This window comes from Reinekea forsetii (genome assembly GCF_002795845.1).
In the GTDB taxonomy this organism is placed as follows: Bacteria; Pseudomonadota; Gammaproteobacteria; order Pseudomonadales; family Natronospirillaceae; genus Reinekea; species Reinekea forsetii.
Window position 1 is genome coordinate 327,162 of record NZ_CP011797.1, and the last position, 22,119, is coordinate 349,280.

Genomic DNA, 22,119 nt, shown 5'->3' on the forward strand with positions numbered 1-22,119 from the left:
GGAGGGAACCTTCGCAGTCTAAATTTAATGCATTGTCCATAATTTGAAGTTGCGCACAGTCGACTGGTAAATACTGTCTATAGTTATTGGTATTGCTGAAAAAACCGGTTTTTCATAATGAGACAGTGTGAGGAGATACCCGTGAATCGAAGACTGCTTTGGTTAGTTGCCCCTATCGTGATGACAGCTCTGGTGGCCTGTGATCCGACCACTGAGGACACCAACGGCAGTGCCGGTGGCACGGCCACCACCACCGAGGGGGTCGAAATTTCCTTGGGCACGGGTTCTGGCGGCAATTTTAATGAAGGGATAATGAGTGCCTCGGTCGGCGCCGCGTCTCTGTCAGCCGGCGGGACGACCACCGTATCGGTCAATATTGTCGATGTGTCGAGCGACAATGCACTCTATTCAGGCACCCCTGTGGAGGTTGAATTTGACTCTCAATGCGCGGCCTCGGGCAAAGCGACCTTCTCCAATCCCACCGTGATAACCTCTACCGGAATCGCCTCAACCACCTATCAGGCCGAAGGCTGTTATGGTGATGACACCATCTCGGCCAAATATACGACGGCAACCGCCGCGGTGACCATTAGCGTGTCACCCGCCGACGTCAACAGCATCGGCTTCAGTGCCCTGTCGGCCTCATCGATTGCCTATGGCAACAGCTCGACCGAAGCGCAACCCAATTTATCCGTCGTAGTCTTCCTGTTGCAGGATGCCCGCGGCAATCCGGTCGAGGGCCAGACGGTAAGCTTTGAAATATCGTCAACCGATACGAACAACGGCGTGGCTCTGAGTAACAGCTCGGATATCTCCGATTCCGAAGGCCTGGTCGAAACCCGAGTCAATGCCGGGACAGCGGCGGCCAATCTGCGCGTCGTGGCAACCTTTAGCCCGAGCGTCGGGTCAGCCATCGCGACTCAATCGCCGGCCATTGCCGTGAATACCGGTCCCGCCGATTGGGACAGCTTTATCGTCGGGCCGGATACCTGTGCGGTGGCCAAAGCCTATAATATCTTTAATTTAACCGCGCAAATCACTGCGGTGGCCGCGGATCGGCACAATAACCCGGTCGCAGATGGCACTGAGATCTCCTTCTGGACCGAGTCGGGGCGCATTGAACCGAGCTGTCAGACGACCTCGGGTTCCTGTTCGGCTACCTGGTGGAGTGGCGGCGGCACCACCCTGGATGAAGGCGGTGCCTTGGGTCTGTCGACCATTGTGGCCTATACCGTTGGCGAAGACTCTTTCGTTGAGCTGACGATGAAAAACGGTCTATACGATGTCGGTGAAACCATTATTGCCGCGCCGGAAATGTTCCACGATTATGATTTTGATTTGGCCTATGACGCCGGCCAAGATACCTATGTCGATTATGATAATAGCGGCACCTATGATGCCAGCAATGGTGGTATTTATAGAGGTGGGCTATGCAGTGCGGCGGCCCTGGCGGCAGGTCATTGCGGCGAGGAATCGGTGCTGGTGTGGGACTCGACCCGCATTACCCGCAGCACCACCTTTATGGCCTTGACGCCGTCCGATAGTGGTAATTGGGATGTGACCACGGCCGCTGGTGGTGCGCAAACCTTCAGCGTGGCCGTGAGCGATCTAAACGGCAATCACCCGCCTGCCGGCACAACGTTGACAGCCACCTCGGATACGGTGGATATCGAGGTGCTGAATGGTGCTTCGCCCAACTACTGCCCCGGTGGCCCGGGCAGTCATCAGTTCTTTGTGCGAGTGAAGCCTAAGGCTGCCGATGGCGCCAGTTCTCCGGTTAAACTCTCGGTATCTGCCGGTGGCGAGGTGACATTGGATTACAGCGCGACCGCGACCGACGACGATTAGGTGATGGTGTGTTATGAATCCGGCTAGGGTGTGAGGTCCAGTGCCAGCAGGGCGGCGATAAACTGCACCCGGGCCGTTGGATCGCGCGGTGCCTGTACTCGAATCAGGCTGTCGCTGTCGATCCGTACCATGCCCGGGCCGAGCCAACTTTCGATCTGTTGGCTGAGCGTGGCCATGCGTTGATAGCTCGGGTTGATCAGTGTGAGCCTAACATAGTCGTCCGTGCGCGGTTCATCTGCCACGGGATTCAGGCCGTCTGCCACGGTCACCTGTGACAGCAGCGGTTCGGCCCAAGCCAGTTGTGCCAGCAGCACGCTCGTTAGCAGCAGCCCTCTTCGATCGATCCAACCCAACATCGTCCGCATTGCAATCACCCCTGATCCTAAGTTGGTCCAGTTTAGCAGAGTCGCAGCCTAATGGGCGGTCGTCTGACGCTGGAGTATTTTTACCTGTTCTTGCGTGCTGGCTCACAATATTCCGCCGTCCCCGGGCCGCTGCCTTGATCTTTACTCGCGACTTCCTTAGCTTTTAGCGGCCGATCCTGTCTAGGGATCGGCAGACAAACTAGGGATGTTGTCGGAACTGAGAGGGAGGCGATTGCCCCCGTTGTCCCCAATCCTGTAGATCCATTTCTTGCTCAGCCAACACCGCGCGACGGCTCATTGGGCCGGCCAGTCGGTAGAGACTGCCTTACCTGTCAATCTCAGGGGTACAACCTATGAACTATCTAACCGGGGGTCGCATATGACACCCACTTCCAACCCGCATCGGCTGCGTGGCTTTGGCCGCAGTACATTCCTAGTCGCAAGCTTCACGCTGCTGGCGCTCAGCGCCACTGTCTGGGCCAACAGTAGCGTGCAGGAGCGCGAAAACCAGATCGAGCGACCCATTATAGCCAAGAATTTTGCGCTAACCGAGTCGTCGATGCCTGTGCCGGGGCTCGTTGGGCAGAATAGAGCGACCGTTGCGGCCAACCGAGACCGCTATATAATTGGCCTTGTAGACCCATCGGTGGCCCGTTACCGGGGTGGCATTGCCCCCTATGCTGCAACCAGCACCCTAGGGCAGTCGCGCTTAGACAGTCGCTCCCCGAGTGTTCGGGCCTATAACGCCTTTCTGATCGGCAACCAGGACAAGCTGTTGCAGGCGATGACGCGCGTGCTGGGTCGTGTAGTAGAACCGTTGGCGGCCTTGACGGTGGCCACAAACAGCCTAGTGCTTGAACTGACCGCGGCCGAAGCGGCGCAGGTTGCGTTGCTCAAGGGTGTCCGCAGTGTCGCACCGGACCGCCTGATTCCCTTGGCGCAAAGCCAATCACTGGGCGGCTATGCGTTAGCTGGCCCGCCGGTTGCAAGGCTTTTTTGGTCAATCGTGGCATTGGGCGTCGGCCTCTTGCTGGTGATGATTGTGATTGGCTGGCGGCGCGGCTGGCTCAGCCGAAAGCTGTCGCTGTTGGCCCTGATGGCCGCCAGTCTGGGCCTGGTCGGGTGTTTTTACGAAGGCGGTTTTCAATGGATTGGCGCGCCACAAATCTGGTACGGCTCGGCCGACTTGCCCGCGACACGCGGCGAGGGGGTTATTATTGGCGTGATTGATACCGGTATCAATCCCATTTCAGCGTCCTTTGCCGCCGTGTCCGATGATGGCTATCGGCACGCCAATCCTTTAGGCGCCCCGGTCGGGGTGTGCGATCCGGCGGCCCGCGTGTATGACCCAACCTTTCCCTGTAACGGTAAATTAATCGGTGCTTGGGGGGTGCCCTATATCCATAATGGCAGCCCACGCGATCAAGACGGTCACGGTTCGCACACCGCCGGCACCGCCGCCGGAAATCTGGTCTACCGGGCCACCGTGACCGCGCCTACGGGGTTTGCCGTGAGCAAAACCATCGCCGGTGTGGCGCCGCGCGCGAACCTAATTGCCTATTCGGTCTGTGCGCCAGAAGGCTGCTATAGCAGCGCCATTCTCTTTGCCATCAATCAAGCCATTGTCGATGGCGTCGATGTGATCAACTACTCGATCGGCGGCAGCGCCTATGATCCGTGGGACGACTCCGACTCGTTGGCGTTTCTTGCTGCCTTGGATGCCGGTATCTTCGTCGCAACCTCGGCCGGCAATTCCGGACCCGATTTTGCCACGGTGGGCAGCCCAGCCGATGCGCCTTGGTTAACCTCGGTGGCCGCCAGCTCGCACAATTATTTCTACCAGAACAGTCTGGTCGAGCTGCGCGACGCCGATGCAAATCAGCTGCCGGATATCATTGGCCAGTCGATCACACCCGGCTTCGGTCCGGCGGATCTGGTGGATGCGGCCGATTACGGCAATCCGCTCTGCTTGGCAGGTGGTTTTAGCGCGCCGTTCAATGGTGAGATAGTGCTCTGCGATGCCGGCATCATCGCCCGCGTGGCCAAGGGCCAAAATGTGCTCGACAATGGCGCAGGCGGCCTAATCCTGACGCGTCCGCCCATGTCGGCCGATGGCTCCGGCTATTTGGAAGCCGACACCCATGTCTTGCCGGCGACCCATATTACCTACGCCGATGCCGGCCGTTTACGCGCATGGTTAGGGGCTGGATCTGGCCACCGCGGCAGACTGACCGGCACAACCCAAGTGCGCGCCGAAGACTATGCCGATGTGCTCGCCTATTTCAGTTCGCGCGGCGCAAATCCAACCGCCATGAGTGTCGTAAAACCGAACATTACCGCGCCCGGCCGGGCCATCTTTGCCGCCTTTCATGAGGACTATTCCGAGGCGGAACAGGACTACAATATTATCCAGGGCACGTCGATGTCGAGCCCCCATATAGCCGGAGCCGGAGCCCTGCTGAGCGCCTTGCATCCGGACTGGACGCCGATGCAGATCCAGTCGGCGATGATGACCACCGCCAATCTAGCGCAGTTCAAAGAAGACGGTCAGACCCCGGCGGACCCCTTTGATGTGGGTGCCGGGCGCATCGATTTGCCCCGTGCCGCACGAGCCACGTTGTTATTGGACGAAAGCGTGCCCGGCTTCCTAGCCGCCGATCCCTATTTTGGTGGCAACCCGGCCCTGCTCAACTTGGCGGCCCTGGGCGACCAAGCGTGTGTGGTCGATTGCAGCTGGACCCGGACCGTGACCAATGTCGGCGCGCAAGATACCGAATGGACGAGTCGAGCCAGTGCTGCGGTTACCGTCAGCCCGGAGCGCTTTGAGCTGGCACCGGGTGCCAGCACTGAATTGACCTTTGTGGCCGATGCCGGAACCGTTGCGGTTGGCCAGTGGCTCTTCGATCAGGTTGCGCTGCAGGCTAACAGCGACGCGATACCCGATGTGCATTTTCCGGTTGCGGCCCTATCGACATTATCCAACTTGCCCAACTCGATCGAGATCAGCGCCGTGCAACCTTCCGATGTGGTGCGCCTAGAGGGTTTAAAGGCCATCGAGATTAGCGCCGCACGCATCGATATTCGTGGGCTGGCCAAAGCGACCCGCTATAACGACGCGCTGGTGTCAGACCCGACCAATGGCGACCCATTCGATGGCGGTTTCGACCCGTCAATCAGCGGTCAGGCTCTGTTTTTGCTCGATATACCGGCGGGTGCGAGTCGTTTTGTCGCCCAAATCAGTGCGTCCCAATCCGAGGATTTAGATCTGTTTGTTGGTTATGGCTCGGTGCCAGGTTTCGCTACGCTGGTCGACTATGCCGCATCGGGCAGCGCTCTGGAATATCTGAATATCGACTACCCGCCGGCCGGGCCCCTCTGGGTGGTAGTGCAAAACTGGGAGGGAGGGCACAGCAGCCCGCAGGATTTCAGCTTGCATCTGGCCGTGGTGACCGGTGACAGCGGTAATCTCACAGTGAGCGTGCCCTATAGCCAGCCCGCCGGGGAACTGTTCAGTGCCGATATTGGCTTTGTCTTACCCGGATCGCTACCCGGCGATCGCTACTATGGCTCGTTCAGTCTGGGCACCGATTCCGCCCATCCGGCGAATCTGGGGACCATCGGAGTGGATTTGGTGCGTTATTGATCCGGGGTGATTCATAGACCCTACCGATGCAAGGCAGGCAATAACCAAGGCCGCGCGAGCGGTCTTGATTATCAGTTAGAGTGGCGATTTTTTTAGTTTGCTGTCGATTAGCGGTTGACATTGACTGTCACTGTATTTTTGTCCACCGCTGCAACTGAGTTGGTTAAAAGTTGATCTATTGTGCGTTTGGCTCACAAACGACTCAAATTAGCTTTTATAAGTTATTGATATATATGTATTTTTCTGTGCCATTAGGCAGCTGTCTGATTTTGAACCAATCGCCGCACAGCTAGTGTTTAGTGGACTGTAGGAAGTTTTCAAAAGTTTATCCAGAGAGTTATCCACAGTTTTTGTGTGTAAGCCTAAGATTTAATATTGCCAAAATTTTGGCATAAATAAGACGATAATCGTCAAATATTCCAGCCGCCCCAAAACCATGGCGATCGACAGCAGCGCCAAGCCAAGATCATTAACCGACTGAAAATTGCTGCTTAAGTCGCCAAAGGCCGGCCCCAAGACATTCAGGCAGGCGCTTACCGCACTGACTGCCGACCAGATATCGAGACCGGTCGTCATCATCAGCAACAGCGTCAAACCGGTACTGGACAGAATAACGAAGAAGATAAAGGCTAGGGTATTGCGCACGACCGCATCGTCGACCGGCCGGCCTTGGTAGCGAATGGTAAGCACGCCATGGGGGTGGATTAGGCGTTGGATTTCCCGGCGGACCAGCTTTAAGAGTATTATAATTCGGATGATTTTACTGCCACCTGCCGTTGAGCCGGCGCAACCGCCCAGATAAGCACTGATTAGCAGCAAAAACAACCCCGCCAGGGGCCACTCGGTGAAGTCCTCGGCGCCGAAGCCGGTGCTGGTGATAAAGGAGATGAGGATAAAAAAGGCGTGATTCAGCGTGAGTAGCGGAGACTCGGTCTGGCCGGAGAATAAGAGTACGGCAGACATCAGCAGCCCGAACGATAGGATGATCAACAGGAAGCTGCGGGCCTCTTCATTTTCTAAATACAGGCGTGGGTTCTTAATCTTGAACAGCTGAAAATGCAGCGCGAAGTTAATTGCTCCCATGAGCATAAAGAGATCCGACACCAGGTAGACCAACTCGCTGTGAAAAAAACCGAGGCTGGCATCGTGGGTCGAGAAGCCACCGGTCGAGACGGTTGAGAAGCTGTGCGCGATGGCGTCGAACCAGCTCATGCCAACCAGATAATAGGCCAAGGCACAAAGTAGAGTGATCGCACCATAGACCAGCCAAAGATAGTGGGCGGTGTTGACCGTTCGGGCCACCAGCTTGTCGTCTTTGGTCGGCCCCGGGACCTCAGCCTTGAGCAGCTTCATACCGCCGACATTGAGATGCGGCAGCACTGCGACGACAAAGATGACGATGCCGAGCCCGCCGAGCCATTGCAGAAACTGGCGATACATTAGAAAGCTGAGTGGCATGCTATCCAGATTCGACAGTACGGTGGCACCGGTCGTAGTGAGCGCGCTGAACGACTCGAAGATAGCACCGGTCGGACTGATCCCGGTTACAGACGCAATGGGAATAGCCGAGCAGAGGCCGGTTATAATCCAAGCCAGTGTGGCAAAAAGTGGTGCTATGCGCACTTGAATCACTATGGCTTGGTGTCTCACCAACAGCCACAGGAAGGATGCCAACACCCAGAGCGTCAGTCCGGGATAAAAAAATACGCGAGTTAGGTTGTCGTGGAACAGAAATAGAGACAGGTAGGCAAAGCCAACAAACAGGGTGCCGACGATCGCCAATGGCAACATAGACAAGGCAACAAGGCTGTGTAGGTAGCGACTGCGGATGACCATGGCGACTCGAGGGCAAATGCTAAGGCGCTATCATATAACAACTCGCTCGCATTCCCGGCATGATTCGCCAGAGCAATTAGCGCGGGCCTGAGTAGCAGTTCCGGTTCGCCGCGGCAGTCGATCACGCGCTGAACAGGGTGGCGCCGTGGCGTACCCTAGGTGCGAAAAATCGTTTGGATTAGATGAAAGCCGAACTGAGTCTTAACCGGCCCATGCACCACCAAAACCGGCTTGTTAAACACTACGCTATCGAACGCCTTAGCCATGGTGCCGCGTTTGAACTCGCCCAGATCGCCGCCTTTCTTACCCGATGGACAGGTCGAAAATCGCTTCGCGAGCTGACCAAAATCAGCGCCCTGATCGAGACGTTGCTTGATCGAGTCGGCTTCGGCGCGCGTTTTCACTAGGATGTGACGGGCGCAGGCATTTTTTGCGGGGGTGGCCATCGTGGCTCTCCATTTTCGAGTACTATGATTGCAGTGAGCGGGCAAACTAATAGTACAGTAGGGTGTATACCAATGCCGATAGCAGACCGGGGCAGCCGGCCACCAGCAACTTCAACGCCAGACTATTGGCCTGTAAGACCAGTTGCGGATCGGTCAGACTGACTTGATCGGGGCGTACGCCCTTGTTAAAACGTCGGCCGCTTAAACGCACCAGAGTCGATCCGAACCAAAACAGTAGGCCGGTAAAAAACACTAGATCGATCGGCTCAGCCTGCTGCACTTGCGGCCACCAGAGCGATAACAGCCCGATAAGGCCTGCAGCCCCAAGGTTAGCAAGCAGAGCAAAGCCTAACACTGTCTTCATGCGTTTCGAACCCTATTCAATGGCAGCCAGAATACAACTATTACGCCACGACTCAAGAGTTTCCGTTCTTCTCATCCACCGGCTCCGGTTGGGTGGGTTGGCGCAGCGGGTCGGCCAGCTCAGGGTTTCGATTGAGCAGATTTTCGATCCAACCCATTAGGCGTTTCAAGGCCCCCTGTTGTTGCTGGTAAAACAGGTAAGCGCGCTGGCCATAGGTGTCGCGCAAATCTTTGGACTGCAGCAAGCCGAGTAGGCGATCGCGCAGCTCATCGACCGAGTGCACCATCACCACCGCCTGTTCGGCACGCATCGCCTCGATAATGGTTTGGAAGTTGGTGTAACTCGGTCCGATCAGCACCGGCACGCCCACGCTAGCCGGTTCGATGGGATTGTGGCCACCGCCACCGTTCAGGCTGTTGCCGATAAAAGCAGCCTGGGCCAAGCCAAAGAAGGTCATCAGTTCGCCCAGGCTATCGATTAAAAACACCGACTGATCGGCGTTCGGCACCTGATCGAGCGAGCGTCGAGCAAACTGAAAATGTTGTTTATAGAGCAGGCCGGCGATCCGGTCGGCGCGCTCCGGGTGGCGCGGGACTAAGATCAATAGGGCGTCGGGTAACTTAATCTTCAACTTGCCGTGCGCCTTGAGCAGCACTTCGTCCTCGCCCTCATGGGTACTGGCGGCAATCCAGATCGGCCGCTTACCGATGGCTTTCGACAACTGTTTGCTGAGATCGCGGGTTCGGGTGTCCAGTGTGATATCGAACTTAATCGACCCGGTGACCTGCAATTTGCGCTCGTCGACCCCCAAGGCGGCGAAACGATCGGCATCGGGGGTGTGTTGCGCGGCAATACCGCTGAGACTTCTGAGCATCGGCCTAGTCAGGGCCCGGACCCGTTGATAACCGCGCTGGGATTGCTCGGATAGCCGAGCATTGGCCAGCAATACTGGTACTTCCGCCCGTCGACAGGCATGGATCAGATTGGGCCAGAGCTCGGTTTCCATAATCACCAACAGTCTGGGCTGTAACCGTTTAACCAGCTTGCGTTGCAGGCCGGGCATATCCCAAGGCAGATAGGCGTGATGAACCGTGGTGCCAAACAGCTTGCGCACCGTAGCCGAACCGGTCGGCGTCATGGTGGTAAGCAGAATGGGAATATCCGGGTGACGTTGCTGCCATTGCTCCACCAAGGGTTTGGCGGCGATGGTTTCACCGACACTGACGGCATGAATCCACAGGCAGCCCTGAGGATAAAGCGGCCAATGGCCCATCCGTTCGGGCCAGCGCAATCGGTAATCCGGTTGTCGGCGGCCCTTTAGCCAGAGTCGCAGCAGCACCAGCGGCAGCAGCAGCGACCAGATGAGTGAATAGGCGGTTAAGGCAAGGCGTGTTTTCATCCGTTACTCCAGCCAGTAAGACAGCACATCGTTTAAATGCAGGTAGCCATGGTCGGTTGTGGCGACTGAATCATCCTGCCAGCGGATCAGTCCGCGCGCCACTAATAGGCTTAGCACCGGGGCAAGCGTCGCGCTTGGCACGCCGGTGCTGTGCTCAAACTGACGCAGGGAGACCGGCTCACGCAGTCGAAAAGCATTGATAAAATAGTCGAACGGTCGGTCGGCTTCCGCAATGCTCTCTTCCTGGCGCATCAGCGGTCGGTCGGCATTGAGATAATCCTTAGGCAACCGAGTTTTCTTCGTTCGGGTGATGCTGAGGCCACCCTGAGTGAGAGCACGGCTATACTTGCCATGGGCGCCGGGACCCAAACCCAAATAGTCACCATAGCGCCAATAGTTCAGATTGTGTTGGCTCTGGTCGGCATCGCGGGCATAGGCCGAGACCTCGTATTGGTTATAACCCTGACTGGCCAGATACTCCTGGCCCGCCTGCTGGATGTCCCACAGGGTCTCATCGGCCGGCAAGGTCGGAGGTTGACGGTAAAATTCGGTGTTCGCCTCGATGGTCAATTGATACCAGCTGATATGGGTCGGGGACAATGCCACGGCCTGGTGCAGATCGGCCAAGGCCTCGGCTTCGGACTGGTCGGGCAGACCGTGCATGAGGTCGATATTAAAGTTGTCGAAGCCCGCTTGTCGGGCGATATCGATGGCTCTTATTGCTTCGTCGGCGGAGTGAATTCGGCCCAGCGTTTGCAATAAACGGTCAGCAAAACTCTGCACCCCAATAGATAATCGATTCACACCGGCCGCGCGAAAGCCGGCAAAACGATGCGCCTCGACAGTTCCAGGGTTGGCTTCCAGGGTGATTTCAGCGTTGTCGGTCAAGCCGATATAGTGCTCGACCCAGTGGATGATCTGGCCGATCGCACTGGCGCTGAGCAAGCTGGGCGTACCGCCGCCAAAAAAAACCGATTGGGCCTTGCGCCCCTGTGCCAAGGAGGCATCTTGGCGAATGTCTTCGTGCATCCGGCTCAGATAGTCGGCTTCGGGAATGTCCTCGGCCTTGGCGGCATGGGAGTTGAAATCGCAATAGGGGCATTTGCGGATACACCAAGGCACATGGATATAGATGGCTAAGGGGGGCAGTGACATCTTAGCGACCCACCGCTGCGGGGTTTTGCTCTAACAGCTGCGCCATGCGGCGCTTAAAAGCCGCCACGGCAAGCCCTCTGTGGCTGAGTCGGTTTTTTTCTGCCTTGCTTAACTGCGCCGCACTGCACCCGTGTGCCGCGACCCAGAAAATGGGATCGTAACCAAAGCCCTTATCCCCGGCCGGTGCCTGGAGCAGAGACCCTTCCCAGGTACCCTGAATGACGATCGGTGTTGGATCATCGGCATGGCGCATAAAGGCCAGTACGCAATGAAAGCGAGCGGTGCGCTCGGCCGGGGGAACGTCTTTGAGATCGACCAACAGCTTGTTCAGATTGGCCAAATCGGACTTGTCACCGCCGGCCATTGAGGCATAGCGCGCGCTATAGATGCCCGGAGCGCCGTGCAGGGCATCCACTTCCAAACCCGAATCGTCCGACAGCGCGGGTAATCCGGTCAAACGTGCGGCGTGACGCGCCTTTATAAGGGCATTTTCGATAAAACTGAGACCGTCTTCAATCGCATCGGGGACTTCTAGCTCGGCCTGTGGCTGAATCTTGATGGCCAGAGGCGCCAATAGATCATTAAATTCCCGCAACTTTCCGGCATTATTGGAGGCCAGAACCCAGTGGTTGGTGCAATACATGGTGCGCATCTCATGGCCATTTGTAGTGTCGGGGATTTTAGCATAGTGCACCCGATGGGCGTAATGCCGATAACGATTAGTCTGGAATTTTAGGCTTAGAGACCAGTTGACGGTCACGATGCATTTTTTATTTCTCTGTCGATGCAAAAAGACCACCTCAGGACTGAGTCTAATTTTCTGGGTCCAAGGCGCGGTGAGAATCACTATAGTATTGATGCTTTTCCGATAAGGCCTTCGGGCCGGGCCGAAGGAACCTAGATTGTTTTTTTGACTATATCTTCACTATTAATGGCCATGCGCACGAAAATAAGTTCGGCGCTGATAGGGATAGTGATACAAAAAATAAAATAGGCATCACAATTCTCAGCGTCTAAGCAGTAGCTTGGTTCGTTCGGATGGATTAAATTTGTGGTAAAATATTAATATTTTTTATAATAAAAATAATATTAAAAAATAAATTTGTAAAAATAATCAACCCAGCCATAAATTCCATTTGTAATTAATCTTTATATTAGCTAATGTTTACGTGGTCTGAAGCGAGGAATGCTTCAAAAAGACACTGCCTGTGTGCAAGCAGGTAGGCACCCACAAGGACGTTTTTTCTATGCCCCTTCAATTGGTTTATGCCGACTCAAAAAAACGCCATTCTGTAGCGCTTCTAAAGCATATTATGCAACCCGGTCCAATACTATTTGCACAACTTTAGGGTGCCCGGCATTTGATGCTTAAAACGGCTTATAGGCAAAATTAATGATCAACTTAACTAGACTTAAGTTGGATCCTTTGGGCCGCCTCGATAAATATTTTTGGTGCCCTTAGGGTCTGGCTTGGTTGTTGCGCTATGCAGCAGTTTTCATCGGTTATAAGAAGGACCTGTTATGACTCAAGGCGTTGAACCAACCGACGAGTTGTTTGCTGTAAAAAACGGACAACATGATGAGCGCGACGTCGCGCCCCCTATCGGGTCGCAGCCGAGTTTAGGGCGTGGCCTGGGTTGGTCAGCCCTGATGCTGGTGATGGTGTCGGTCAGTGCCTTTGTGTATTTGATTGGCTACAGCGTTTATCTGACCCTGGTGCAGTCGCATAGCGCTACTCTGCTCGATGTGGACACCATTGAAACCCTGACCTTAGCCCATTCGGAATCGGTCGATGCGCTATTCGGCCTGTTGGGCTTGGAAACCCTCTTCGTGCTGCCGCTGTTACTGTTTGCCGCGCATTTTAAGGGCCAGTCTTGGCGCCAAACCTTGGCGGTTCAAACCTTTAGTCGCTATTGGTTTTGGCTGGCATCCTGCCTGTTTTTGGCCTATTTGGCTGTTTCAGTATCGGTCGACATTCTCTGGGTATCCGAACCGGATGATTTTATCGCAAAGATGCTGGGCACTAAAAGCCTTTGGGCCAGTATCGCGCTAGTGGTTTTTGCGCCCCTGGTGGAAGAGTTTTTCTTTCGCGGTTATCTATTCGCAATGCTCCGGCCGACTCGATTGGGCGCATGGGGCACCCTAGTCATGACATCGCTGTTGTTCACGCTGGCGCACGCCGGACAGTATCAATGGTCGGTACTTTGTGTTGTTGGATTATTGGCTCTTTTTTTGGGTTATGTGCGCGAAAAATCGGCCAGCATCTGGTTACCGATTCTGTTTCACGCCTTGAACAATCTGTTGGCTGTGGTCTTCGTGATCTGGCTCGGCAGGTTATAACCCGGGTGGTGAGACCGGTTTAATCGAACCGGCCGTGTTGTATAAATTAATAGTGAAAAGGAAATCAGATGTATAAAAAGATCCTGGCCCTTGGGCTGTTTGTGAGCTCTCTCGCCGGTTGCGCACAGCTCAGTACGCAGGCCGATCCGAGCACTAATATGGGCCGTTATAAACCCCATACCGCTTGGCAGCCCACCCTAGACCCACTCGTGCAACAGGGCGTTCTCGACAATGGTCTGCGCTGGGCCGTTAAGGCGTTACCGGACAATGACAATAGGGACCGGGTAGAGCTGCGCTTGCGCGTGCGCGCCGGCTCACTCGATGAACTGGACAGCGAACGCGGCCTGGCCCATATGGTCGAGCATCTGGCCTTAAACGGCACCGCCCGTTTCCCCAAACATGAGATGGTGGCGTTTTTTGAATCCGCTGGCATGAGTTTTGGTGGCGATATCAATGCTTACACCGGTTTTAACGAAACCGTTTACAGTCTAACAGTGCCATCAGATCGACCGGATCTCATCGCGACGGCTTTTGAGGTGCTGTACGACTGGTCGACCGCGATCAGCTTCGAGGCCGATGAGGTGGCTAAAGAGGCCCCGGTGATCGTTGAGGAGTGGCGTCTCAGTGAGGGCACAGAACAGAGCGCTGGACTGCAATTCTTCAATCATCTTTATGCCGATACGGCCTATCCTGAGCGTATGCCGATTGGTGATATGAGCATCGTTAAGGCAGCGACACCCGAGCAATTGCGCGGCTTCTATCAACGCCATTACCGGCCCGACAATATCGACGTGGTAGTGGTCTATCCAGAGGGTAGCATGGATGCAGTCGCAGCCATTGCATCCACCTTTGCCGGTTGGCAGCGCGAGCCGAGCGCTATTGATGAGCCGCAAGGATCAGCGGTTGACTTAGCCGGGATCGAGCTCTTCGGTCTAAGCGACAGCGACCAATTGAACTCCTTTTGGTTGCTTTATCTGCCCGGTTTGTCGTATGAAACGAACAGTGCCGCCGGCAACGAGCTGGGCTTTATTGAAACTCTGTACACCCAAGCCCTGACGGGTCGACTGCAGCGCTTGGGTGAGCAGGAGCAGGCAGCCTTGATTGATAGTAGTGCCGGTATTGATAGTTTAGAAGACGGCCAAAAGCCCCTGCAGATCTATGGCACCGTTTATGAAGGTCGTAGCAGCGAAGCCTTGACGGCGCTCGCCGCCGAGCTTAAGCGGATGCAAAGGTACGGCATCAGTACCGAGGAATATCAGCAAATTGGTGGCCAGTTTCGCATCAGTATTGAAAACTGGGTGTCTAGCTTGGCTGGAGCATCTTCGGCAGAGCATATCGACTGGTTGATGTCCGACATCAGTGAGGAAGAACTGCCCGAAGATCCCGAGTCGATGTTGGCGAACCTGGACCAGCTGCTCAGCATCCCATTGGCGGATGTAAATCGGATCATTGCCAAGGCGATACAACCCGGTCACCTGCGCGGCTATTTCTTCCATCCTAAGGGCGCTGAGTTCGACGCTGCAGCGGCTAAGGCCGCCTACTTAACCGGTTGGCAAAATAAGTTGGAAGAACGTACCACTGTGTCGGCAGGGTTTCAGGCTGACGCCTATCGTTTCCCTGGACTCATTGCCCACACCGACGATCGCTTGGACAGCGAGGGCCTGATGCTCTGGACACTCGAAAATGGACTGTCGGTGGTCTTTAAACCCACCGATTTGGAGCCGGGTCGGGCCTACGTGCAAACCCTGTTACTTGGGGGTAATCGAGCCTTGCCCGATGAATTGGTTATGGCCAGTGAGTCCTGGGTTGCGGCGCGGACCCGATCCGGCCTCGCGGGTTTAGCCGGGCAAGACTTTGATGACGCCTTGCAAAGTATCGGTGTCGGATACGATCTCTTTTACTCTAATTTGTATGCCGGCGTGGATGTGAATGGCCCGGCCGATCAGCTCGATCGAATGCTTCAACTGACGGCCGGATCCTTAGCGGAACCCGACTTAAATGAAACCCTATTCGAGTTAGTCAAAAACACCTCGATCGAGCAGGCCGATCAGTTTAATCAGACGCCGGATCGGAACTTCTATGGCCGTTATCTAGCCGCCGTTTATGGCAACCAGCCGCGCTATACGATCTGGTCAGGGGCACAGTTAAGTGAGCTGACTGTGGCCGATGTTCAGGCGGTGCAGGCAAATCTGTTGCAGTCCCATCAGGGTGCTTTGGTGGCTATCGTTGGGGATCTTGAGGTCGAGCGGGTCGAGCAACTTTTGATGATCTATCTGGCCGGCTTGCCATTGCAGGCCGCGACTGAGGCGACATCATTTGGCCCCATTACCGAGTCAGCACAGACCCTAATAATCAGTGGGCAGGTTGAGGAGCGGACCGATATTCGTTATGTCTTTTCAGCCTCCGAGCCAACCCTGAGCCCGCTGAGTCTCAGCCTGTCGAAGGTGTTCAACCTGGCCTTGGATAAGCGCTTATTGGAGTCTATAAGAGAAGATTCAGGCCTTAGCTATGGCACTGCGGTGTTTCAACATCCGAGGTATTTTAACGAATCTCAATGGCGCCTCCATATTCGTTTTAGCACCGATCCACAGCGTCAGCAGGAGGCCTTAACGATCCTGAATGCGGAATTGGAACGGGTTTTGGCGATGCCATTCAGCGCCACTGAAGTGACCGAAGCGATGTCTAAATACCGTGAGCAAATGCAGCAGGACCTGTCGACCAATGCCGGAGCTATTAATGCGCTGACCGACACCCTGCTCTATGCCATACCGGCCGTACAGTATGATGACTTCGAAGACATCTTAGTCGAGGTCACGGCCGATCAGGTCAATACCCTCGCCGCTACATTGCTGGGTGGCACTCGGGTCGTCACGGTGTATCAACCCTAAGCAGATTCGTTCTGAGGTGACATGAGGTTTGTTCCTTTGGGTGGCCCCTATGGCCACCCTTTTTTTATGGCCGCTGGCTTTTATTTTGCTTCTTGCCAAACCTGCTGCGGAAAGGAAAATTCGAAGCCCGGTCCGTCTGTTACGCTCAGGTTGATATCGAACCAGAGGTTATCGCGATTCAATATTTCAAACGAGCCGATATAGTAGATTGAGTCGCCTTCGCGAATTTCTTGCAACTCGATATCCGCAATCTGACCGATCAGGGTGCGTTGGCGAGCCTTGATTTGTGCGCTGACTGGGGTGCCAAAACCGTCGGCCGATTTTTCCAAGATCGATAAGTTAATAAAAGCCCGTTTACCGGAGCGCACGATCTGGTAGCGTGCCGCGATTTTGGGCGGTAATTCGGTGGTGTTTAAAATAATATAATGCAATTCATGGCCCGAAAAATCGACCTTCTGTTCGGCCCAGGCTAGGGTGCCGACCAGGGTCAGCAGGCATGTAATTAGGAGTTGGCGCAACATATTAGACTTCCTGTTTTTCAATATGATAGATGGCGATGGCCCCGAGCATGTTGGGCCAAAGCTTTATTTTCCAGCTTTCAACGTGATCGTGATCAACCACCGTACGTTTTAAAATATTGATGTTCTGTTCCTGACAGAGGATCTCGAAATCCTTGAAGGTGCACAGATGGATGTTGGGCGTATTGTACCAACGCAGGGGCAGGGTTTTCGACATCGGCATCATGCCGCGCAAACCCAGATACAAGCGCGCACTCCAGTGACCAAAGTTGGGAAAGGTGACAATGGCGCGCTGGCCGATCCGTAACATCTCATTGATGATCTTGTCGGGATTGGTGGTCTGCTGCAAGGACTGCGTCATGATGACCGTATCAAAGCTGGCATCATCGAGATAGCGCAGGCCGTCGTTAAGATTTTGGTGGATAACATCGACGCCCCGTTCGACACAGGTGATGATCTTCTGAGTATCGATCTCCATGCCATATCCGGTCACCGACTTATGCTTGATGAGGTAGGCCAACATTGCCCCATCACCACAACCCATATCGAGAATGCGTTCGCCCGGCTTAATCCATTGGCTGATAAATTGTAGATCAGTGCGCATCGGGTTCTCCCGGGTGGGCGAGGAATTTCTGCAGAATACTAACGTACTCTGGAATGGGAAATAGGAACGCATCGTGCCCTTGCGGTGCGTCGATCTCCAAATAGGAGACGGGTTTTTGGGCCCGCAACAGGGCATTGACTATCTCTTTGCTGCGCACCGGGGCAAAGCGCCAATCGGTCGAAAAGGACAACACCAAGAATTTACACTGGCTCTTGCTCAGGCATTGACTCAGATCGTGATCGAAGTCGGCAGCTGGGTCGTAATAGTCGAGGGCCTTAGTCATCAGCAGATAGGTATTGGCATCGAAGGTGTCGGAAAATTGTTCACCTTGATAGCGCAGATAGCTTTCGACTTCAAATTCTATTTCATAGTTAAAATTCAGTTTGCCGGTGGCCAGGTCTCGCCCAAACTTCTCGCGCATGCTGTCGTCGCTGAGATAGGTAATATGACCGAGCATCCGTGCCAACGCCAAGCCTTTGCGGGGCAGGGTTTGGTGTTTGAAATAGTAACCGGCGTGGAAGTCTGGATCGCTGGTGATGGCCTGACGGGCCACTTCGTTAAAGGCGATATTCTGTGCCGTTAACTTTGGTGCCGCGGCAATAATAACGCATTTTTTCAGCCGGCTCGGATAGTCGATGGACCAACGCATGGCCTGCATGCCACCGAGGGATCCGCCGACAACGGCTTGCCAGCAGTCGATGCCCAATTGGTCGGCCAAACGTGCCTGGCTCTTGACCCAATCGCGCACGGCCATAATGGGAAACTCCGGACCAAAGGGTTCACCGGTCGAGGGGTCTATACTGATAGGACCGGTCGAGCCGTGGCAGCCGCCCAAATTGTTGAGTGACACAACAAAGTAATGGTTGGTGTCGATGGCCTTACCGGGTCCAATACATTCATTCCACCAACCGGGTTTTTTGTCGCTCGCTTGATGGTAGCCGGCCGCATGGTGGTGGCCACTGAGGGCGTGACAAATCAGGATGGCATTGCTGCGCTGGGCATTGAGGGTGCCATAGGTTTCATAAACCAATTGATAGCTGTCTAGGGTGCGACCACTGCGCAACGGCAGCGGTTCATTGAAGTAGGCAATCTGGGGTTCGACGTACCCTACGCTGTCGGCTGGTATTTCGCTTGGCATGGTGCATCTCTTAACGGGTGAATAGATGGGAGTGCTCTTGGCGCACTCCAGGGGCCGGCTCTAGAGGCCGATAAAGACACCGACTGGATAGCCCAACAGGCCACCGACGTACTGCATCAGGACAACATCTTTGAGAATAATGATCACGAAAAAAGCCAGCATAAAAGACAGGTCGAGCATGCCGATTTTCAGGTTCATGCGCCGGAAAGGTCCGACGAAGGGCTCGATCATTTCACCGATAAAATCGACAAAGGGGTTACGCTGACCCATTAGGACGAAACTCATGACACCGACGATGATCATGGAAAATTGGATCACGGTGAGGATCAGGGCCGGTGTGGCGACGAGCCCCCAGAGTAATAGATTGGTTAGATGAACCATTGGGCTTTGGCCCGACAGCAGGATCAACACCACGCCAAATAAGACCTGACCGATATAGACCAGCAGTAATGTGCTCACGTCCATACCACCCAATCCCGGCACAAAGCGGCGCACCGGCTTTACGAACGGGTCGGTTATCTTGACGATGGTCTGAGCCAGCGGATTGTAAAAATTGGCCCGCGCCAGCTGGGCTAGAAAGCGGGCAATAAGCGACACCAGCACGATCCCGAAGGCGGCCCTCAGCAACATAACTAATATTATCATCTAAACTCCTGTCGATCTGATGGCAGACCGGTGCTAAAACTTTCAATGTGGTGTTCCGGCTCGGGTTGCCGGTTCAGTAGCTACGAGCGATTGTGAATAAAGGCCCGCAGCAGCGCAATGGCTTTTGCCTAATGCTGCGTTTCAGTCGGTTCAGTCGGCGAGCAATTCAGCCAGTTCCTGGGACCGCTCGAAGCATGCGGTCATCGCCTTTGCAACGATCAGGTCGATATCGCTCGCCTCAAAACTCTGGATGGCGCGTTCGGTCGTACCCTTGGGCGAGCAGACCTTCTGGCACATCTGCTCCAGAGGTTCATCGGTTTCCAGGATCATCTTGGCGGCACCGAGCATGGTCTGGCCGATCAAAACGCGCGCCTGGTCTTCGCTGAGGCCCTGCACTTGCGCGGTTCGACTCATGGCTTGGGCGAAGCGGAAAAAATAGGCCGGGGCGCTGCCCGCGGCGGCGGTGACCGAATGAATCAGCGCCTCTGGATCAACCCAGCGATATTGGCCAATACCGGCAAACAGGCCCTGGGCGAATTCCTTGTGCGCCTCGGTCACACGGCCATTGGCAAACAGGCCGGTGGCACCCGCCTGGACCAGTGCGGGTGTATTGGGCATGGTGCGAATAATTGCCAGCCCGCCACCAAGCCAATGGTTGATGCTGGCCTCACCGATGGCCGCCGCGACGCTCAGAATCAGCGGTTGGCGCTGCTGTACCGATTCGGCCAGGGGCAATAGCACCGACTTCATCAGTTGCGGTTTTACCGCCAAGACCAAGGCATCGCTCAAGGCGACTGCCTCCTGGGCGTCCGTGGTGACAATGCAGCCTAGGTCGGCAAAGGCTGCCAGTTTCGCGGGCGTGCGATTGCATAATATTAGGTTGGCGGGGGCAAAGCCGCTCGCCAGTAGGCCCTTGACGATCGCTCCGGTCATGTTACCGGCGCCAATAAAGCCTAATGTTTTAATACTCATCTCGTTGAAACTCCAATTTGGGGTTAACGGGCACCAAAAATATCGGTACCGATTCGAACCATGGTCGCACCACAGTCGATGGCGGTCGGAAAGTCACCGCTCATGCCGATCGACAACTCGGTGCACTCGGGAAAGTCCCTTATGAGGCTTTGTTGCAGCCTTTTCAATTCTTGAAACTGCGCCGTCAGTGTTGCCAAGGGTAAATCCGCTGCCGGGATCGCCATGAGACCGCGAAATCGCAGCCGGGGCAGCGCCAAGATTTGCGTTGCTAAGACCGCCACCTGGTCAGGCTTAACGCCGGATTTTGCCGGATCTTGACTGATATTCACTTGGATCAGCAGATTGAGTGGCGCTTTCTCTGCCGGGCGCTGGTCATTCAGGCGTTGTGCCAGCTTAAAGCGATCCATGCTGTGCAGCCAATCGAATTGCTCGGCAATGCCGCGGCTCTTATTCGATTGTAACGGCCCGATAAAGTGCCAAATAGCGTCGTCAAACGGAGCCGCCTCGGCTTTATCGACGGCTTCCTGGGCGTAATTTTCGGCAAAGTGCCGCTGTCCGGCCTGGTAGGCCGTGACTAGATCGGCGAGCGGTTTGGTTTTACTGACCGCGAGCAGGGTGACCGACGAACGTGCCCGTTGGGCCTGTTCACAGGCCAGTTCAATTCGGTGGTTGACGTCGGCTAAACGTGAACTCATCAGCATCTTTGTCATGAAATCGCTCTATTTTTGGGTGGCCAATGTCGGCCTTTTTGCGGGCTGTGCTACGCTCACTAGAGCGGTTGAGTGTAGCAAAAACACCGGCTGCAGAATAATACTGTTCACGTTTTCGGAGTATTGAATGGACATAACCGAATTACTGGCCTTCAGCGCAAAGCAAAATGCCTCCGATCTGCATCTGTCTGCAGGTCTACCGCCGATGATCCGGGTCGATGGCGACGTACGTCGAATCAACCTACCGCCCATGGGTCATAAGGAAGTTCATGGCCTAATCTATGACATCATGAACGATCGCCAACGGAAGGCTTTCGAAGAGTTTTTCGAAACCGACTTTTCCTTTGAAGTGCCGGGAGTGGCGCGATTTCGGGTTAATGCCTTCAATCACAACCGGGGTTCCGGTGCCGTCTTTCGGACCATCCCCTCCAAGGTGCTGACCATGGAAGACCTCGGTATGGGCCAGGTGTTTAAAGACATCGCCGATACCGCGCGCGGTATCTGTCTGGTCACCGGCCCAACCGGCTCGGGTAAGTCGACGACCTTGGCGGCGATGGTCAACTACATCAATGAAACCAAGTACGAACATATCCTGACCATCGAAGACCCGATCGAATTTGTCCATGAGTCGAAAAAATGCCTGGTGAACCAGCGCGAAGTCCATCGTGACACGCTGGGCTTCAGTTCGGCCCTGCGCTCAGCCTTGCGTGAAGATCCGGATATCATTCTGGTCGGCGAAATGCGCGATCTGGAAACCATTCGCTTGGCATTGGAAGCCGCCGAGACCGGCCATATGGTGTTTGGCACCCTACACACCCAATCGGCCGCCAAGACGATTGACCGCATTGTCGATGTATTTCCCGGCGCGGAAAAGTCCATGGTGCGCTCGATGCTGTCCGAATCCCTAATGGCGGTGGTTTCACAAACTCTGCTCAAGAAGACCGGGGGCGGCCGTGTGGCGGCGCACGAAATTATGATTGGCACGCCGGCCATTCGTAACCTGATCCGCGAAGACAAGGTCGCCCAGATGTACTCCGCGATCCAAACCGGCGCACAACATGGCATGCAAACGCTCGATCAGTGCCTGCAGAACCTGGTCCAACGCGGCACCGTGCATCGTGACATAGCGCGCTCGAAAGCCAAGCAACCGGAAAATTTTTAAGTGGGTCACTAGACTGGCCTTCCGGTGTTGGGCACGGGATCGGTGATCAGCCCTTGGAATAACAACGCCTAACCTGCGAATACGAT

Annotated in this window: 18 protein-coding genes; 5 read left to right on the plus strand and 13 right to left on the minus strand. The window is 55.1% G+C overall.

Annotated features, from left to right (window positions below; translation table 11 throughout):
- Positions 1 to 141: 141 nt before the first annotated feature.
- Positions 142 to 1,848, plus strand: coding sequence for a hypothetical protein (locus REIFOR_RS01540; protein WP_145980206.1), 1,707 nt, complete (start codon positions 142 to 144; stop codon positions 1,846 to 1,848).
- A 23-nt stretch (positions 1,849 to 1,871) separates the two neighbouring features.
- On the opposite strand, the gene REIFOR_RS01545 is transcribed toward REIFOR_RS01540, so the two are convergent.
- The gene (locus REIFOR_RS01545; RefSeq protein WP_145980207.1) at positions 1,872 to 2,213 is read right to left on the minus strand and encodes a hypothetical protein; all 342 of its coding nucleotides are present in this window, start codon (positions 2,211 to 2,213) and stop codon (positions 1,872 to 1,874) included.
- Positions 2,214 to 2,592: 379 nt separating this feature from the next.
- Here REIFOR_RS01545 and REIFOR_RS01550 point away from each other — a divergent pair, with 379 nt between their 5' ends.
- Entirely contained in the window at positions 2,593 to 5,856 is a 3,264-nt protein-coding gene (locus REIFOR_RS01550) for a S8 family serine peptidase (protein WP_100255889.1), read from the plus strand.
- 369 nt (positions 5,857 to 6,225) lie between these two features.
- On the opposite strand, the gene REIFOR_RS01555 is transcribed toward REIFOR_RS01550, so the two are convergent.
- From REIFOR_RS01555 to rdgB, 6 genes are all read right to left on the minus strand, one after another.
- On the minus strand, positions 6,226 to 7,692 hold the full coding sequence (locus tag REIFOR_RS01555; protein WP_100255890.1) for a TrkH family potassium uptake protein: 1,467 nt from the start codon (positions 7,690 to 7,692) through the stop codon (positions 6,226 to 6,228).
- A 155-nt stretch (positions 7,693 to 7,847) separates the two neighbouring features.
- Positions 7,848 to 8,138 (minus strand): peptidylprolyl isomerase, encoded by a 291-nt coding sequence (locus tag REIFOR_RS01560; RefSeq protein WP_100255891.1) that lies wholly within the window; start codon positions 8,136 to 8,138, stop codon positions 7,848 to 7,850.
- A gap of 46 nt (positions 8,139 to 8,184) precedes the next feature.
- Positions 8,185 to 8,502, minus strand: a complete 318-nt coding sequence (locus REIFOR_RS01565) for a hypothetical protein (RefSeq protein ID WP_100255892.1) — start codon at positions 8,500 to 8,502, stop codon at positions 8,185 to 8,187.
- A 52-nt stretch (positions 8,503 to 8,554) separates the two neighbouring features.
- Complete coding sequence (gene waaA, locus REIFOR_RS01570) at positions 8,555 to 9,901, minus strand: lipid IV(A) 3-deoxy-D-manno-octulosonic acid transferase (protein ID WP_100255893.1); 1,347 nt, start codon at positions 9,899 to 9,901, stop codon at positions 8,555 to 8,557.
- 3 nt (positions 9,902 to 9,904) lie between these two features.
- Positions 9,905 to 11,056, minus strand: a complete 1,152-nt coding sequence (hemW, locus tag REIFOR_RS01575) for a radical SAM family heme chaperone HemW (protein WP_100255894.1) — start codon at positions 11,054 to 11,056, stop codon at positions 9,905 to 9,907.
- 1 nt (position 11,057) lies between these two features.
- The gene (rdgB, locus tag REIFOR_RS01580; protein ID WP_405124666.1) at positions 11,058 to 11,846 is read right to left on the minus strand and encodes an RdgB/HAM1 family non-canonical purine NTP pyrophosphatase; all 789 of its coding nucleotides are present in this window, start codon (positions 11,844 to 11,846) and stop codon (positions 11,058 to 11,060) included.
- Between the two features lie 731 nt (positions 11,847 to 12,577).
- Between rdgB and REIFOR_RS01585 the strand changes: the two genes are divergently transcribed.
- Together REIFOR_RS01585 and REIFOR_RS01590 are read left to right on the plus strand one after the other, a co-directional pair.
- Positions 12,578 to 13,396, plus strand: coding sequence for a CPBP family intramembrane glutamic endopeptidase (locus tag REIFOR_RS01585; protein ID WP_100255895.1), 819 nt, complete (start codon positions 12,578 to 12,580; stop codon positions 13,394 to 13,396).
- A gap of 68 nt (positions 13,397 to 13,464) precedes the next feature.
- Complete coding sequence (locus REIFOR_RS01590; RefSeq protein ID WP_100255896.1) at positions 13,465 to 16,284, plus strand: M16 family metallopeptidase; 2,820 nt, start codon at positions 13,465 to 13,467, stop codon at positions 16,282 to 16,284.
- An 80-nt stretch (positions 16,285 to 16,364) separates the two neighbouring features.
- On the opposite strand, the gene REIFOR_RS01595 is transcribed toward REIFOR_RS01590, so the two are convergent.
- From REIFOR_RS01595 to REIFOR_RS01620, 6 genes are all read right to left on the minus strand, one after another.
- Positions 16,365 to 16,805: a DUF4426 domain-containing protein gene (locus REIFOR_RS01595; protein ID WP_100255897.1), complete on the minus strand. Its 441-nt coding sequence runs from the start codon at positions 16,803 to 16,805 to the stop codon at positions 16,365 to 16,367.
- Between the two features lies 1 nt (position 16,806).
- Complete coding sequence (gene metW, locus REIFOR_RS01600; RefSeq protein ID WP_100255898.1) at positions 16,807 to 17,406, minus strand: methionine biosynthesis protein MetW; 600 nt, start codon at positions 17,404 to 17,406, stop codon at positions 16,807 to 16,809.
- Positions 17,396 to 18,544: a homoserine O-succinyltransferase MetX gene (gene metX / locus REIFOR_RS01605; protein WP_100255899.1), complete on the minus strand. Its 1,149-nt coding sequence runs from the start codon at positions 18,542 to 18,544 to the stop codon at positions 17,396 to 17,398. Before metX ends, metW begins: the two co-directional genes overlap by 11 nt.
- Before the next feature lie 60 nt (positions 18,545 to 18,604).
- Positions 18,605 to 19,189 (minus strand): YggT family protein, encoded by a 585-nt coding sequence (locus tag REIFOR_RS01610; RefSeq protein ID WP_100255900.1) that lies wholly within the window; start codon positions 19,187 to 19,189, stop codon positions 18,605 to 18,607.
- Positions 19,190 to 19,339: 150 nt separating this feature from the next.
- Positions 19,340 to 20,161: a pyrroline-5-carboxylate reductase gene (gene proC, locus REIFOR_RS01615; protein WP_100255901.1), complete on the minus strand. Its 822-nt coding sequence runs from the start codon at positions 20,159 to 20,161 to the stop codon at positions 19,340 to 19,342.
- Positions 20,162 to 20,184: 23 nt separating this feature from the next.
- Entirely contained in the window at positions 20,185 to 20,871 is a 687-nt protein-coding gene (locus tag REIFOR_RS01620; protein ID WP_227003735.1) for a YggS family pyridoxal phosphate-dependent enzyme, read from the minus strand.
- Between the two features lie 127 nt (positions 20,872 to 20,998).
- On the opposite strand from REIFOR_RS01620, the gene REIFOR_RS01625 reads away from it, so the two are divergent.
- On the plus strand, positions 20,999 to 22,033 hold the full coding sequence (locus tag REIFOR_RS01625; protein ID WP_100255902.1) for a type IV pilus twitching motility protein PilT: 1,035 nt from the start codon (positions 20,999 to 21,001) through the stop codon (positions 22,031 to 22,033).
- The last annotated feature ends 86 nt before the right edge of the window (positions 22,034 to 22,119 follow it).